Source organism: Flavobacterium sp. LS1P28 (assembly GCF_003970335.1).
GTDB lineage: Bacteria > Bacteroidota > Bacteroidia > Flavobacteriales > Flavobacteriaceae > Flavobacterium.
Window position 1 is genome coordinate 192,322 of record NZ_RYDI01000002.1, and the last position, 13,526, is coordinate 205,847.

Sequence of the window (13,526 nt, forward strand, 5' to 3'; positions counted from 1 at the left end):
TTCAAAAAAAGTAATTATCATGTCACACGTACACGTATCTAACATAGGCAGAATCTGGAAAGTTTTCGGAATATTATCTGCCGTTACCATAATAGAAGTTATTCTTGGGATTTTGAAACCTGAAGTTCTTCACATGAATAATTTTATGGGTATGAATTTGCTTAACTGGATATTTTATGGCCTTACAATTTATAAGGCGTACTATATAGTTTGGGCCTTCATGCACATGGAGGGTGAAAAAAGTAGTTTAAGAAGTGCAGTTGTTTTGCCTTTAATTTTCTTGATCATTTACCTGCTTTTCATTCTTTTGACAGAAGGAGATTATATTCATGAGGTTTTTAAAAATTCCACGATTAAATGGAATTTTTAACACGATATTAATTCAAAAAAGGGTGCGCATTGCGTGCCTTTTTTTATTTTTGTACTTTAATAAATAGCATTGTCACAATGAAAAAAAATAGTGTTCTTTTTGTTCTTTTTATTTTACCCATCGTTGCGTACCTCTTTTTTGCTTCTGGTGTAAACAGTTTTACAAAACTTCCTATTGTAACCCCTAAAACAGCTGATTTTGGAGATTGGTCTACTTTAGACGGAGGAAAAATCAGTTTAAATGATAAGGTTACCGTTCTGGGGTTTTCAGGGACAGATCTTTTGATAAACCGAGGCAACCTTTTTAACCTAAATCAGAAAATTTATCAAACGTATCATAAGTTTAAAGATGTCCAGTTCGTAGTAATTTGCCCTATAGGGACTGAGAAAGATGCGAAGAAAGTAGTTGATGCCTTGTCCGCTTTTACAGATATGGCACAATGGCGTTTTGTGTTTGCCTCAGCTGAAGAAATTCAAGCGTATCACAAGCAATTAAAACTGATCGAGAACCTTGACCAAAAGTTAGGGACTCCCAAAGTGTATATCATCGATAAAGAACGCAATCTTCGAGGGAGGAAATTAGTAAAAGATACCAAAGAGGGGTATAATACGTTTCACCCCGCTGAGTTAAGCAATGAAATGCTGGATGATTTTAAAGTCATTTTGTATGAATATCGCGCTGCTCTGAAGAAAAATAAGAATGCCAGTAGAAAAATTTAAATTTATAGTTTATGTTTAAGAATAAATCATATATCGGTATTTCGTTTATTATTTTGATTTTTGGCATCTATGCGATTCCAAAAATTGTAGATAGAATTAAAAATGACAAAGTGGTTCAGGGCGATCGTCTGGACAGTGTGAGGCCAGCAGTTATAGAAGGTGAGAAGCTAACTAAAATTGGTCCAGCCCCACAATTCGAATTGACAAATCAAGACAATAAAAAAATAACGAATGAAACCTACAAAGGAAAGGTCTATGTTTTAGAGTTTTTCTTTTCAACTTGTCCTACTATTTGTCCAAAGATGAATGAAAGTATGCTTCTTATTGAAAAAAGTTTTTTCGGAAATCCTAATTTTGGGATCGTTTCTATTACTATAGATCCAGAGCACGATACTGCAGAAGTATTAAAAGAGCATGCAGACTTTTTAGGAGTAAAATCTACGAATTGGAATTTTTTGACCGGGGATAAAGCCTACATTTTTAATCTGGCCAATAAGGGATTTAATCTTTATGCTGGGGAAAATAATAAAGCAGCAGGTGGATTCGAGCATTCAGGATTGTTTGCCTTGATTGATAAGAATGGAAATATTCGTTGTAGAAAAGATGATTTTGGGAATCCAATTTTATATTACGATGGTTTAGATAAAAAAGGAGTAAGGAACATCCAACAGGATATTAATATTTTATTAAAAGAGTAAATGGAAAACAGTTCTTTAGAAAAAAAATACAATACGCTAATTATAGCGGTATCGGTATTAATACCAGTGGTTGTGGCTATACTCTTTGGGGTCAAATTAAAAGATTTGGGATATAATGTAGCGCCTCTTTCTTTTTTGCCACCCATTTATGCTGCCACTAATGGGGTTACTGCGATTTTGTTAGTAGCAGCCGTAGTAGCAATTAAAAACGGAAAAAGAAAATTACACGAAAGGTTGATGACAGGCGCTATTGCATTGTCTATTGCCTTCTTGGTAATGTATGTTGCCTATCACATGACGTCCGTTTCTGCTATTTTTGGAGATTCTAACCATAATCTTATATTAGAGGATTCTGAAAGAGTAACTATAGGATCATTACGAATCGTTTATTTATTGATTTTAATCACGCATATTATTTTATCGATTGCGATTATTCCAATGGTTTTAATTACGTACGTTAGAGCATTAGCACAAAATTTTGAAAGTCATAAAAAGATCTCCAAAATTACTTTCCCAATCTGGTTGTATGTCGCCGTTACCGGAGTAATTGTTTATTTAATGATTTCCCCTTATTATGTATATTAAAAGTAAAAGCCAGATTTCAAAAACCAAGAGCATCATCAGAAAGTGGTCCGTATCTATATTTGTACTAATTTGTTTTCTTTTTTCGTCCTCTGTAAAGGCCCAATGTGCGATGTGTCGCGCAGCATTGACGAGTGAAGGAAATACCACTACAGCAGCGGCGGTTAATGACGGAATTGTATATTTAATGGTAATTCCTTATCTTCTGGTTGCAGGGATTGGTTACGCTATTTATCGAATGAAAAAAAACAAATCCAGTTAAACAGCACTTTTTATTTTTTTTAAAATGGAAAAATTATTTCAGGCCGTTTATAGCGACATTGATGGTTCCTTTTACTTTTATAAAGGCTAAGATGGCTTGATTTGTCAATTGGATTCTTTGAAATTGAATGTTTTCCATTTTTCCATTGATGAACACGCCTTGCATTGGAGAATAATTTTTTAGATAAGGCAGTATATTTTTTTGACCCTCTTCAAGATTTGGTATCAAGGAATATCGGCAAGATTGTTCCATTTTTCGCAATACAAATCCTTGTGCAAGCCAACTAGCAGTGCGCATCAATTTATTTTTGGTATCCAAAGCATAGGTCAATTGATCAAAATAGATCTCTTTTGTTTGTTCATTATATTTGGGTAATCCGGACAAATAGAGTGTTCCGTTTACAGATCCTGTTATTTCTAGCGCAATAATCATTTTTCCGGTTTTGTGCCAAATTGCTACATTTTGCACTTTTACTTTCTTTGATCCTGAGCTAAATTCCTGGCCTGCAAAATTCTTGGTCATTATTTTTGAAGCCTCCTGATAGGTCGAAACAGCAATGATATTTGCAGTGATGGCTTCTGGAATTTTAGTAACTGGTTTTAAAATGATCTTTGAGGCATCAAATTTAGAATCAGGTTCTTGTCCTATTATGGTTTCCATGTTGCATTTCATCCCCATTTGCAACACAAAAGTGTCTTTTTTTAGTTGGGCATTTGTAGAATAAATTTCAATAGGAACAATACGAAGCCAACTGTTATAAGTAGTACTCATTTGAAAAGGGGTGCAAATTTTTTCTAAAGCGGCCAACACATTCGGCTTGAAATCCATTGATTTCGCAATAGCGGCATCAATTTTATTTTCGATTTTCGATTTAAATAATTGGATGGCAGGATTGATTAAATAGGTAACTGGAACATTTTTTCCAAAAACACGCATCGTTGGGCTTTCATTCCAGTCCAATGATTGCAGTTGTGTTGTGGTATTCAGTTTCCAATTGGTTAAGCTAATTTCGCTTACTAAAGTGATCACGCCATTCAGGTTGAATTCCCGCGTATCATACAATTCAATACCCATTTTTTTAGTGCCAATTCGGTATTTCACAACCGCTTTTAAGGGTAAAATAGTTTTTATTTTTTCTCCTGAGTTCTCCGGGTCATTCACGATACTTATTGGTGCCAATTTCCAAACTTTCATTTCAATGCCATCATCGTTAATGTTGTTGTCTTCGTAAATCAAGCCGTTCATTAGAGTGTTGGTTTGGTTTTGAATTTCTTTCAGTTTGATACTGATGGGCAAGTTGATAAAGGACGGAGTATTTTCATAGACTAATGGTGTTGCGTCGTCAGGCTCAGGTTTCAAAGCTTCAATTTGATTTGTTGACGAACAGCTAAAAAATAAAATTATAGAACAGAGTGTAAGCAGGGTTGATAGCGTTTTTGGCATTTAATTCGGGTTTAAAGCGGTAAAATTAATAAAACTATTCTTTTTTAAGATTAAAGTGTAACATTTTATCTGCAACGAAGTCTTATGGTTAAAATCCTTGAAGTCATTCTTTTTATTTCCGTATAATTTACTGTTGAAACTAATTAAATAGTGTTTTAAAATTGCCAGATTATGATTGAAATTAAAGACCTGTACAAATCGTATAAAATATGAAGTTCTGATCTACATGTTTTAAAAGGGATTAATTTCAATATCAAGGAAGGCGAGCTAGTGGCCATTATGGGTTCCTCTGGTTCAGGGAAATTAACACTATTAAACATACTTGGAATTCTGGATGAGGCAGATTCCGGGAATTACAATTTAGATACTGTTCCCGTAAAAGTAGGGAATCAGGTTGTTGAAAGTAATAACTTCAATGATGGGACAACAATTGCAAGTGTTGCAGATGTAGGCCGAATGATATTTGTGGGGAAAATTGACGAGTCAGAAGTGGGCGAAATAAAAGAAAAATTACCCATCGAAATTACCATTGGCGCTATCGAGAACAAAAAATTTGACGCCGTATTGCAATACATTGCTCCAAAAGGTAAAACTGAAAATGGTGCCATCCAATTTGAAATCAAAGCATCATTAGCCAATAGTGAGAACACTTTTATTCGCGCTGGTTTGAGAGTAAATGTGTCAATTATACTTGAAAAAGTGGATAAGGTATTGGCGCTGAAAGAGGCGCTGATTCAATTTGATAAGAAGACACAAAAACCATTCGTAGAGATTCAAACGGGGACGCAGGAATTTATAAGAAAGGAGTTAATCTTGGGTATCAGCGATGGTATTTATGTCGAAATCAAAAGTGGAATTAAAGCTTCCGATACGATTAAAGTTTGGAATCAAGGCTTAAAAAGCGAAGAAGTGAAACCCTAAATCTGTACTTAAAAAAGAAATTCAGTTTTTTAAAAAATGTTAAATATGTGTAGTACCTTTGTTACACTTTCATCTAAAATATATGAAAAAAAATAGTTATATCAGTTTCGTTTTTATCACGCTGTTCAGTTTGTCTATTCAGGCGCAATCCAAAAAATGGACCCTCGAGGAATGCGTGAAATATGCCATTCAAAACAATATTTCCATCAAGCAATCTGAATTAGATAGTAAAACAGCTCTTATTGATAAAAAAGGAGCCATCGGAAATTTTCTGCCGTCTTTAAATGCAAATGCATCACATTCCTGGAACATTGGTTTGAATCAGGATATTACAACAGGGCTTTTGCAGAACCAAACGACGCAGTTTACTTCGGCTGGAGCCAATGTTGGAGTGGATATTTATAAAGGACTGCAAAATCAAAATACACTTCGAAGAGCTAATCTTTCAATTGTGGCGGCTAAATACCAATTACTCAAAATGCAGGAGGATATTGCCCTGAATGTTGCCAACGCTTTCTTACAGATTCTTTTTAATAAAGAAAATCTAAAAGTACAAAAAGAACAGTTGGAAATTAATGAAAAACAATATGTACGCTCTGAAGAATTAGTTAAAGCAGGTTCAATTCCTCGTGGGGATTTATTAGATATCAAAGCTACAGTAGCATTGAACAATCAAAATGTTATTGCTGCAGATAATGCTTTATTAATTTCTAAATTAAGTTTAGCGCAGTTGTTGCAATTAAAAGAGTTTGAAGATTTTGATGTAGTAGATGATACTGACATTAGAGATAAAAATAATATAATGGTACAAACTCCAGCTGCTATTTATGACAAAGCATTAGAAAACAGAACTGAACTGAAAATTGCCAGAACAAATCTGGAGATTGCACAGAAAGATCTGGAGATTGCCAAAGGAGCTTTTCAACCTACTTTACAAGGTTTTTACAGCTTTAATAGCCGAGTTTCTTATGCTGATGTCCCTTTCTTTGATAGTATGAGGAATCTAATTGGCACTAAAAATTCAGCTCCGTTTTTCGAACAGTTTAATAGTAATAAAGGACAGTCTTTTGGAGCACAATTGTCGATTCCGATATTCAATGGGTTTTCGGTGAGGAACAATGTAGAACGTTCAAAAGTAAGTTTAGAACGGTCAAAAATTGCAGTGGAACAGCAGGATTTAGATTTGCAGCGTAATGTTTTTACTGCCTTTACAGATGCTAAAGGCGCACTAAATACCTATGAATCCTCAGTTGTGGCACTTGAGGCGAGACAAGGCGCTTACGATTATGCCAAAGAAAAATATGATGTAGGTTTGATGAATTCATTTGATTTTAATCAATCACAAACCTTACTGACGAATGCACAATCAGAAATTATTAGAACCAAATACGATTATATTTTTAAAATCAAAATACTAGAATTCTATTTTGGAATTCCAATTATCAAATACTAATTTATCATGTCAAAAAAAACAATTTATATTGTATTAGGTGTTTCAGTAGCAGCTATTGTATTGTTAGTAACGCTTTCAAAAGCAGGTGTTATAGGAAATAAAGATGAGGGAACAGAAATTGAAATCGCCCAGGTCAATCCCTCAACTATTATTGAAACCGTATCGGCTACCGGGAAAATTCAACCAGAAATTGAAGTTAAAATTTCATCGGAGGTTTCAGGCGAAATTATTTCTTTGAATGTAAAAGAAGGACAAGCCGTTAAAAAAGGCGATTTATTGGTCAAGATAAATCCGGATTTGTATACTTCAGGATACAATCGTTCCGTTTCTAATTTATCAGGCACACGAGCTGCTTTGAGTCAGGCGGAGGCCTCTTTTAAAGAATCCAAATCAAATTACGAGAGAAACAAAATATTATTTGAAAAAGGCATTATCTCAAAATCAGATTGGGATAAAGCAGTTGCTTCTTATGAAGTTGCTAAAGCATCAAAACAAACGGCTTACTTTAATGTTCAAAGTGCTGCGGCAACCGTAAATGAGGCTAAAGATAATCTAGGGCGTACCACCATTTATGCACCCGCTGACGGAACCATTTCAGTACTGAATGTAGAGCTGGGCGAGCGCGTTTTGGGTACGCAACAAATGACCGGAACGGAGATTTTAAGAGTGGCCAATTTAAATAATATGGAAGTGGAAGTGGATGTCAATGAAAATGATATTGTAAAAATTAAAGTAGGAGATGAAGCAAATGTGGAGGTAGATGCCTATTTAAAAAAACAATTTAAAGGGACGGTAACTAGTATTTCTAATTCAGCCAGTTCCGCCTTGACAGCTGATCAGGTCACTAATTTTAAAGTAAAAGTTAGAATTTTGAAGGAATCTTATCAAGATTTACTTAAAGGAAGACCAGAAACATATTCCCCTTTTAGACCTGGAATGACCGCAACGGTTGATATTATTACCGATACAAAAACAAATATACTGACAGTGCCTATAAGTGCTGTTGTTATAAAGTCAGATACGGCTTCAGTCAAAGAGATTAAAGTGGCAGATCCAGCTGAAGAACAAAAAGAAGCATCGCCTAAAAGTGATAAAAAATACGAATGTGTGTTCGTAAAAGTAGGGGATAAAGCAAAAATTAGAGTTATTAAAACCGGAATTCAGGATGATACTAATATTGAAGTTTTGACAGGTCTTAAAAAAGGCGATGTGGTCATTACCGGGCCATACTCTACAGTCGCTAAGGAACTGAATTCAGGAGATAAAGTGATGCTGAAAAAAGATAAGGAAATTATGAAAAAATAAAAGCGAAAAACAGGATAAATAATGCGAATTTTGTAATTCAAAAATAAAACAAATTAAAGGTTTCGAGAGGAACTTTAAACTTTAAACTTTAAACGGCTTGTCTTACTTATTAAATATTGAAACCGCCACTAAAAATTGCTCGGTAGCTCTTGCAAAAGAAGGAAAAACGATTCTTTGCAAAGAAATAGCAGAAGAAGGATATTCCCACGCGGAACGATTGCATGTTTTTATTGAGGAAATTATCAAAGAAGCCGGAATTACGTTTCAGGATTTATCTGCTGTTGCCGTAAGTCAGGGACCGGGTTCTTATACTGGATTGCGAATTGGGGTTTCGGCAGCAAAAGGGCTTTGCTATGCACTGAACATCCCATTGATTGCTATTGATACTTTGCAAGCGTTGGCATCGCAGGTTACAGTTTCCAGCGGATTGATTATTCCCATGATTGATGCGCGAAGAATGGAAGTATATAGTGCTGTTTTTAACCCGAATTTAGTAAAAAAACGAGAAGTTCTTGCCGAAATAATTACGGAGAATTCATTTGAAGATTTGCAGGAATCTATCTATTTTGTTGGAGATTGTGCCGAGAAATGCAAGTTAGTTTTAACTAAAAAAAACCATATATTTTTAGAGGAGATTAAATATCCTTCTGCCAAAGAAATGAGCGCTTTGAGTTATGAGAAATTCAAAGTAAGTGACACCGTTGATGTTGCGTACTTTGAGCCTTATTATTTGAAAGATTTTTTGATTACGACTTCAAAAAAATAGTTATTGCTTTTGTGGAATCTGGGTTTTAAAATAATAGTGTCGTAACTTCTGCCTTTCTTATTCTATTTCATTACTCTCCGTGTTATTCTTTTTTGAAGACTCTTTAACATAAGGCTGAATAATAATTCCCGCGGTATCAAATGCTTGTTTGCAGTTTTCTAATGTATCGGCATAAACATCCCAAAAATCTTCATTTGTAGCCCAAGGTCTTACCGCTATTTGGATGGCGCTGTCGGTGAGGTTTTTTACGGATACTTCAGCAGCAGGTGTTTCAAGCACTTTTGGATTGTTCTTTAGAACTGCCGTTATCATTTCGCGCGCTTTTTTAATATCCGTATCATAAGAAATAGCAATTGTCAAATCAGCTCTTCTGATCCTTTGTAAAGAATAATTTATGATATTTCCATTTGATAAAGATCCATTGGGTATAAAAATAGTTTGATTGTTAGCGGTGATTAATTTGGTTACAAATATTTGTATCTCGTTAACAGTTCCAATGACCCCTTGGGCTTCAATTGTATGGCCAACCTTAAAGGGTTTAAAGAGAATAATCAACATGCCGCCTGCAAAATTGGAGAGTGATCCTTGGAGAGATAAGCCTACAGCAAGTCCCATTGCACCGAGAATGGCCACAAAGGAAGATGTTTCAATCCCTAGTTTCGAAATAAAGGATACAAATAAAATTATTCGTAAGACCCAAACTAAAATATCTGCCAGAAATTTTGTCAGTGTAGGGTCTAGATTCCTTTTCACCATTATTCTTCTGATAAACCTATTGATGAGACGGATGATATAAAGTCCAGCAAATAGAATTATAAAGGCAGAAATTAATTTTGGAGAATAATCTATCAATACTTTTAAAAAAGTATCAGCGTAATTAGTAAGTTGGTCTGGATCTAAATTCATTTTTATATAATAAAAAACCTTCTCAAAAGGAGAAGGTTAAGTTTGAAAGACAAAAATACGAATAAATTAATCGGCATCTTCTTCTTCTATTTTATTTATGGTTTCTTTTTTGCTCTGTTTTAGTTCTTCATCGCCATCATGTGCAAGGGAACTTGCCTTTTCTTTTAGGGTATCAACAACTTCAGAAGCGGTTGTTTTTGCATCACTGGCTAAGTCTTCTGCTTTGTCAGCAGTTTCGCTTGCTTTTTCTTTTAGGGTATCAATAACTTCAGATACGCTTGTTTTTTTCTCAATGGCCATATCTGATGCTTTGTCAGCAGTTGCATCAGTTTTTTCTTTTATACTATTTACTAAATCCCCAAGAGCTTCTCCGGTTTTGGCTGAATACTCGCTTAATACTTCTCTAGTATTGCTGGCAAAGTGTTCTGCTTTTTCTATAATTGGCGCTGCCGTTTCTTTTGCTTTTTCAAAAGTATCTTCAGCAAAAAGTTCTGCTTTTTCAAAATAGGGTGTTGCGCTTTCTTTTGTTTTTTCAAATGTTTCTGCTACGAAATTCTCTGCTTTTTCTAAGTAAGGTGCCGCTGTTTTTTTGGCGTGATCAAAACTAGTTTCTGCTTTGTTCGCTAATTCATTAGTCGTTTCTTTGGCTGAGCCAAATAATTTTTTAAAAAATGATGCTAGTCCCATGGTATTTCTATTTGATTGGTCTTACAATAGTAGTGATTTTTTTCTATGATTACTTTATTAAATCATTAATAATTTGTTGATAATCAGTATTTGGCAGTAGACAGGTTTTATTTTGAATCAAGTATTACAGTTTTTCTTGGCTTGAGATGCGTGCCTGTAAAAAAGAGAATTTGATAGTTTTGTATTTCTGTCATTGCTGCAGTAGTGCCGTACAGGTTGGTTGTCCATGGCAGGGGAATTATCGGTGTTTATAATGTTGGGTTTGTCTTTTTCTAGGGTTGGTGCCAATGATTTTGAAATCAGAGTTTTCGGTTTACTGGATTTTTGGGGTGTTGTAATAAATAGGGACTGGTTTCAAAATTGAATTTATTCATGGAAATTTTTTTAGCCCCGGTAGAAGTGGAAATCCTTTTTCTTTTTTTTTAAAAGAAAAAGATTGTAACGGATAACGGGAAATAGCTCCTAAAAAAAGCGCTTCTGATGAAACGCTTTGATTTTTTTAGCTACTCTATTCGTGTTCGAAAGTTAATTTTAGATTTATTCTAAATTCTGTTATAACACCAGTACTGATGGTTGCGCTTTGGTCATGGACATAGACGGACCGCATGTGTTTTACAGATTTTCAGGCTTTGGCTATTCTTTTCGAGCTCCATCTTGCCAACTTGTTTCAGAACTGCAAAGAATTTCAATTACTTTTGATAGTGACCTGATTTCTAGGTGTTAAGTTAAATATTAAAATGTATTTTCAATTTAAAACACATTTTTTTAACGTAACTATATTTAAATCAATGTTTTGAATTATTTTTCCTTTTTATGCATTTATTGCCTCTACTTTGATGCTTTCGTCATTTAACATGCTTTTTAACATGTTTTCTATCCCGCTTTTTAAAGTAAATGTAGAAGAAGGACATCCGCTACAAGCACCTTGTAAAATCACTTTTACAGTTTTGTCGGCTTCGTTATAGGAATCGAAGGCTATATTTCCACCATCAGCTTGTACTGCGGGTTTTACATATTCTTCTAATATATTAATGATTTGTTGCGAAGTGACATCCAGGGTGTCAAATTCTTTTACTTTTATTTTTTCTTCTGCAGTTACCGTGGCAATATAATTTTCATCTAAAACAGTTCCGCCATTTTCTATGTATTGCTTGATGAAACTTCTTAGTTCTAAGGTAATTTCTTGCCATTCATTGACTTCGTATTTAGTTACGGAGATGTAATTCTCATCAATAAAAATTTCTTTTACGTAAGGGAATTTGAACAGTTCTTTTGCCAATGGAGAAGCGCCAGTTTGATCGATATTTTTGAATTCAATAGCGTTTTTAGTGAGTATTTTGCTAACTACAAATTTCAAAGCTGACGGATTAGGAGTTGTTTCGCCATACACGGTCACCGGTTGTTTTTTAGACTTATTTTCTTCTATAGTAATGATTAATCCGCCATCATTTACAAATTTTTCTATTTGTTGCGCCACAGCATCTTTGACATCATCCCATTCAACAATATTATATTTTTCAACGGCAATAAAATTCCCGGAGATATAAATTGTTTTTACGAAAGGCAGGTAAAATAATTGTTGTGCTAAAGGGGATGTTTTTGCCTCGTCTATATTTTTGAATTCAAAACTTTCATTTTGAGTGATGAAATCGTTAAATTCAAATTTTAATATCGTTGGATTTTGGGTCTCTTTTATGGTAACTTTGTTCATCAGTTTTGAATTTTTTACAAATTTACTAAAGTTATTTTCTACGAATACCTATATTTGATTTTTTAATGAATAAATTAACTTTAATTTACGTGTTTGATTCGGTTTTTGCTTTTTTTTAATAATTTATATTGTTTTTTGATCGCATCCGTTTTACTAAAAAGTATTTGAATGTATAATAAGATTAGATTTCTAGCCATTATTTTTTTGATGTCACATTATTCCTTTTCTCAGGAAGGAATACCGGTGTACTCAGATTATCTGTCAGACAATTATTACTTGATACATCCTTCTATGGCCGGAGCGGCAAATTGTGCTAAAATTAGGTTAACCGGTCGTAAGCAATGGTTCGATCAGAAGGACGCGCCTGAGTTACAAACACTTAGTTTTAATGGTAAAGTAGGTGAAAAAGCAGGAGCGGGTTTTATACTTTTTAATGATAAAAACGGGTATCATTCTCAAAAAGGAATAAAATTGACGTATGCGTATCACCTTATGTTTTCAAGAGATGAAATTGATTTAAATCAATTGTCTTTCGGGATTAGTGGTGGATTGATACAAAGTCAATTAGATGAAACCGCTTTTTTGCAGTCAGGGGATTTTGATCCAATAATTGACGGAACCGTGGTGCAAAAAGATTCTTATTTTAACGTGGACTTTGGAATATCCTATAATTTTTTAGATTTTTACGCGCATGCGACAGTAAAAAACGCAATTGAAACGAGAAGAAATATTTACACGGAATATGAAAGTGATAACTTAAGGAAGTTTTTATTCAGTGCAGGGTATGTTTTTGGTAATTCAGATCAAATTTTATGGGAGCCTTCTGTTTTATTCCAATTGGTGGATCAAACTAAAGAGAAGTCAATTGACCTTAATTTGAAAGCATATAAAAATTTAGATTTTGGTAGAGTTTGGGGTGGATTGTCCTATCGAAGAAGTTTTGATGGTGCAGAATATCTTGATGGCAATACAATTTCCAAACAAAAACTGCAATACATAACACCAATTGTGGGTGTGAATTTTGATCAATTTATGGTCGCTTATACGTATTCTCAATTGTCTGGAGCGGTTAAATTTGATAATGGTGGTTACCACCAAATTACCCTTGGGATTGATTTGTTTTGTAAACCTGTAAAATACGATTGCAATTGTCCGGCAATTAACTAATTTATCTTATCATGCTAATAAAATCTGTCAACGGTAAATCACCTTCTATTCCGAAGGATTGTTATGTTGCTGAAAATGCCACTATTATTGGGGATGTTACTTTTGGAACCAACTGTAGTGTATGGTTTAATGCTGTTATCAGAGGCGATGTTAATTGTATTAAAATTGGAAACAAAGTCAATATTCAAGATGGTGCTATTATTCATTGTACGTACAAAAAACATCCTACACTCATAGGAAATAATGTTTCTATTGGACATAATGCAATCGTGCATGGTTGTGAGGTTCACGACAATGTGTTGATTGGAATGGGGGCGATAGTAATGGACAATTGTGTTATCGAAAGTAATTCTATTGTAGCTGCCGGTGCTGTTGTTACTCAGAACACTGTTGTAGGCTCAGGGACAATCTGGGCAGGAGTTCCCGCTAGAAAAGTTAAGGATATAGATCAGTCCGATTTTGCAGGAGAAATTGAACGCATTTCGAATAATTATGTTATGTATTCCAGTTGGTTCAAGGAGGAGTAATATTCAGCC

General features: G+C 34.4%; 16 protein-coding genes. 11 read left to right on the forward strand and 5 right to left on the reverse strand.

Translation table 11 applies throughout. From position 1 onward, the window contains the following. Positions 1 to 19 precede the first annotated feature (19 nt). The 5 genes from EKL97_RS02750 to EKL97_RS16015 all read left to right on the forward strand — a co-directional run bounded on the left by EKL97_RS02750 (position 20) and on the right by EKL97_RS16015 (position 2,631). Positions 20 to 370: a cytochrome C oxidase subunit IV family protein gene (locus EKL97_RS02750; protein ID WP_126454166.1), complete on the forward strand. Its 351-nt coding sequence runs from the start codon at positions 20 to 22 to the stop codon at positions 368 to 370. 77 nt (positions 371 to 447) lie between these two features. Continuing rightward, on the forward strand, positions 448 to 1,089 hold the full coding sequence (locus tag EKL97_RS02755) for a hypothetical protein (protein WP_126458498.1): 642 nt from the start codon (positions 448 to 450) through the stop codon (positions 1,087 to 1,089). Between the two features lie 11 nt (positions 1,090 to 1,100). Continuing rightward, positions 1,101 to 1,787, forward strand: coding sequence for an SCO family protein (locus EKL97_RS02760; protein ID WP_126554780.1), 687 nt, complete (start codon positions 1,101 to 1,103; stop codon positions 1,785 to 1,787). Next, entirely contained in the window at positions 1,788 to 2,372 is a 585-nt protein-coding gene (locus EKL97_RS02765; RefSeq protein ID WP_126554782.1) for a DUF420 domain-containing protein, read from the forward strand. Between the two features lie 109 nt (positions 2,373 to 2,481). Continuing rightward, on the forward strand, positions 2,482 to 2,631 hold the full coding sequence (locus EKL97_RS16015; protein WP_317125129.1) for a hypothetical protein: 150 nt from the start codon (positions 2,482 to 2,484) through the stop codon (positions 2,629 to 2,631). Between the two features lie 33 nt (positions 2,632 to 2,664). Here EKL97_RS16015 and EKL97_RS02775 read toward each other — a convergent pair whose 3' ends face one another. After that, the gene (locus tag EKL97_RS02775) at positions 2,665 to 4,074 is read right to left on the reverse strand and encodes a DUF4403 family protein (protein ID WP_126568026.1); all 1,410 of its coding nucleotides are present in this window, start codon (positions 4,072 to 4,074) and stop codon (positions 2,665 to 2,667) included. Positions 4,075 to 4,314: 240 nt separating this feature from the next. On the opposite strand from EKL97_RS02775, the gene EKL97_RS02780 reads away from it, so the two are divergent. The 4 genes from EKL97_RS02780 (at position 4,315) to tsaB (ending at position 8,519) form a co-directional block, all read left to right on the forward strand. After that, positions 4,315 to 4,995 (forward strand): efflux RND transporter periplasmic adaptor subunit, encoded by a 681-nt coding sequence (locus EKL97_RS02780; protein ID WP_199742810.1) that lies wholly within the window; start codon positions 4,315 to 4,317, stop codon positions 4,993 to 4,995. 82 nt (positions 4,996 to 5,077) lie between these two features. Next, the gene (locus EKL97_RS02785; protein ID WP_126554788.1) at positions 5,078 to 6,448 is read left to right on the forward strand and encodes a TolC family protein; all 1,371 of its coding nucleotides are present in this window, start codon (positions 5,078 to 5,080) and stop codon (positions 6,446 to 6,448) included. Between the two features lie 6 nt (positions 6,449 to 6,454). Beyond that, entirely contained in the window at positions 6,455 to 7,753 is a 1,299-nt protein-coding gene (locus tag EKL97_RS02790) for an efflux RND transporter periplasmic adaptor subunit (protein WP_126554790.1), read from the forward strand. A 97-nt stretch (positions 7,754 to 7,850) separates the two neighbouring features. Further along, positions 7,851 to 8,519, forward strand: a complete 669-nt coding sequence (gene tsaB, locus EKL97_RS02795; RefSeq protein WP_126568029.1) for a tRNA (adenosine(37)-N6)-threonylcarbamoyltransferase complex dimerization subunit type 1 TsaB — start codon at positions 7,851 to 7,853, stop codon at positions 8,517 to 8,519. Between the two features lie 57 nt (positions 8,520 to 8,576). On the opposite strand, the gene EKL97_RS02800 is transcribed toward tsaB, so the two are convergent. The 4 genes from EKL97_RS02800 to EKL97_RS02815 all read right to left on the reverse strand — a co-directional run bounded on the left by EKL97_RS02800 (position 8,577) and on the right by EKL97_RS02815 (position 11,823). Further along, positions 8,577 to 9,425, reverse strand: coding sequence for a mechanosensitive ion channel family protein (locus tag EKL97_RS02800; RefSeq protein WP_126568031.1), 849 nt, complete (start codon positions 9,423 to 9,425; stop codon positions 8,577 to 8,579). A 66-nt stretch (positions 9,426 to 9,491) separates the two neighbouring features. After that, positions 9,492 to 10,112 carry a hypothetical protein gene (locus tag EKL97_RS02805; protein ID WP_197037217.1) on the reverse strand — a complete coding sequence of 207 codons (621 nt, stop codon included), beginning with the start codon at positions 10,110 to 10,112 and terminating at the stop codon, positions 9,492 to 9,494. Positions 10,113 to 10,620: 508 nt separating this feature from the next. After that, positions 10,621 to 10,719 (reverse strand): dodecin domain-containing protein, encoded by a 99-nt coding sequence (locus EKL97_RS16020; RefSeq protein WP_317125150.1) that lies wholly within the window; start codon positions 10,717 to 10,719, stop codon positions 10,621 to 10,623. Positions 10,720 to 10,923: 204 nt separating this feature from the next. Next, a complete protein-coding gene (locus tag EKL97_RS02815; RefSeq protein WP_126562601.1) occupies positions 10,924 to 11,823 on the reverse strand; it encodes a NifU family protein in 900 nt (299 codons plus the stop codon). Between the two features lie 168 nt (positions 11,824 to 11,991). On the opposite strand from EKL97_RS02815, the gene EKL97_RS02820 reads away from it, so the two are divergent. Together EKL97_RS02820 and EKL97_RS02825 are read left to right on the forward strand one after the other, a co-directional pair. Then, positions 11,992 to 12,990, forward strand: a complete 999-nt coding sequence (locus tag EKL97_RS02820; RefSeq protein WP_126562599.1) for a type IX secretion system membrane protein PorP/SprF — start codon at positions 11,992 to 11,994, stop codon at positions 12,988 to 12,990. Between the two features lie 11 nt (positions 12,991 to 13,001). After that, complete coding sequence (locus EKL97_RS02825) at positions 13,002 to 13,517, forward strand: gamma carbonic anhydrase family protein (RefSeq protein WP_126458534.1); 516 nt, start codon at positions 13,002 to 13,004, stop codon at positions 13,515 to 13,517. Positions 13,518 to 13,526: the final 9 nt, after the last annotated feature.

Excerpts from the sequence above, each read along its gene's own strand:
- EKL97_RS02755 (WP_126458498.1), top strand. The coding sequence starts at position 448 with ATGAAAAAAAATAGTGTTCTTTTTGTTCTTTTTATTTTACCCATCGTT.
- EKL97_RS02750 (WP_126454166.1), top strand. The coding sequence starts at position 20 with ATGTCACACGTACACGTATCTAACATAGGCAGAATCTGGAAAGTTTTC.
- EKL97_RS02820 (WP_126562599.1), top strand. The coding sequence starts at position 11,992 with ATGTATAATAAGATTAGATTTCTAGCCATTATTTTTTTGATGTCACAT.
- EKL97_RS02805 (WP_197037217.1), bottom strand. The coding sequence starts at position 10,112 with ATGGGACTAGCATCATTTTTTAAAAAATTATTTGGCTCAGCCAAAGAA.
- EKL97_RS16015 (WP_317125129.1), top strand. The coding sequence starts at position 2,482 with ATGTGTCGCGCAGCATTGACGAGTGAAGGAAATACCACTACAGCAGCG.
- EKL97_RS02765 (WP_126554782.1), top strand. The coding sequence starts at position 1,788 with ATGGAAAACAGTTCTTTAGAAAAAAAATACAATACGCTAATTATAGCG.
- EKL97_RS02815 (WP_126562601.1), bottom strand. The coding sequence starts at position 11,823 with ATGAACAAAGTTACCATAAAAGAGACCCAAAATCCAACGATATTAAAA.
- EKL97_RS02800 (WP_126568031.1), bottom strand. The coding sequence starts at position 9,425 with ATGAATTTAGATCCAGACCAACTTACTAATTACGCTGATACTTTTTTA.
- EKL97_RS16020 (WP_317125150.1), bottom strand. The coding sequence starts at position 10,719 with ATGCGGTCCGTCTATGTCCATGACCAAAGCGCAACCATCAGTACTGGT.
- EKL97_RS02760 (WP_126554780.1), top strand. The coding sequence starts at position 1,101 with ATGTTTAAGAATAAATCATATATCGGTATTTCGTTTATTATTTTGATT.
- EKL97_RS02785 (WP_126554788.1), top strand. The coding sequence starts at position 5,078 with ATGAAAAAAAATAGTTATATCAGTTTCGTTTTTATCACGCTGTTCAGT.
- EKL97_RS02775 (WP_126568026.1), bottom strand. The coding sequence starts at position 4,074 with ATGCCAAAAACGCTATCAACCCTGCTTACACTCTGTTCTATAATTTTA.
- EKL97_RS02790 (WP_126554790.1), top strand. The coding sequence starts at position 6,455 with ATGTCAAAAAAAACAATTTATATTGTATTAGGTGTTTCAGTAGCAGCT.
- EKL97_RS02825 (WP_126458534.1), top strand. The coding sequence starts at position 13,002 with ATGCTAATAAAATCTGTCAACGGTAAATCACCTTCTATTCCGAAGGAT.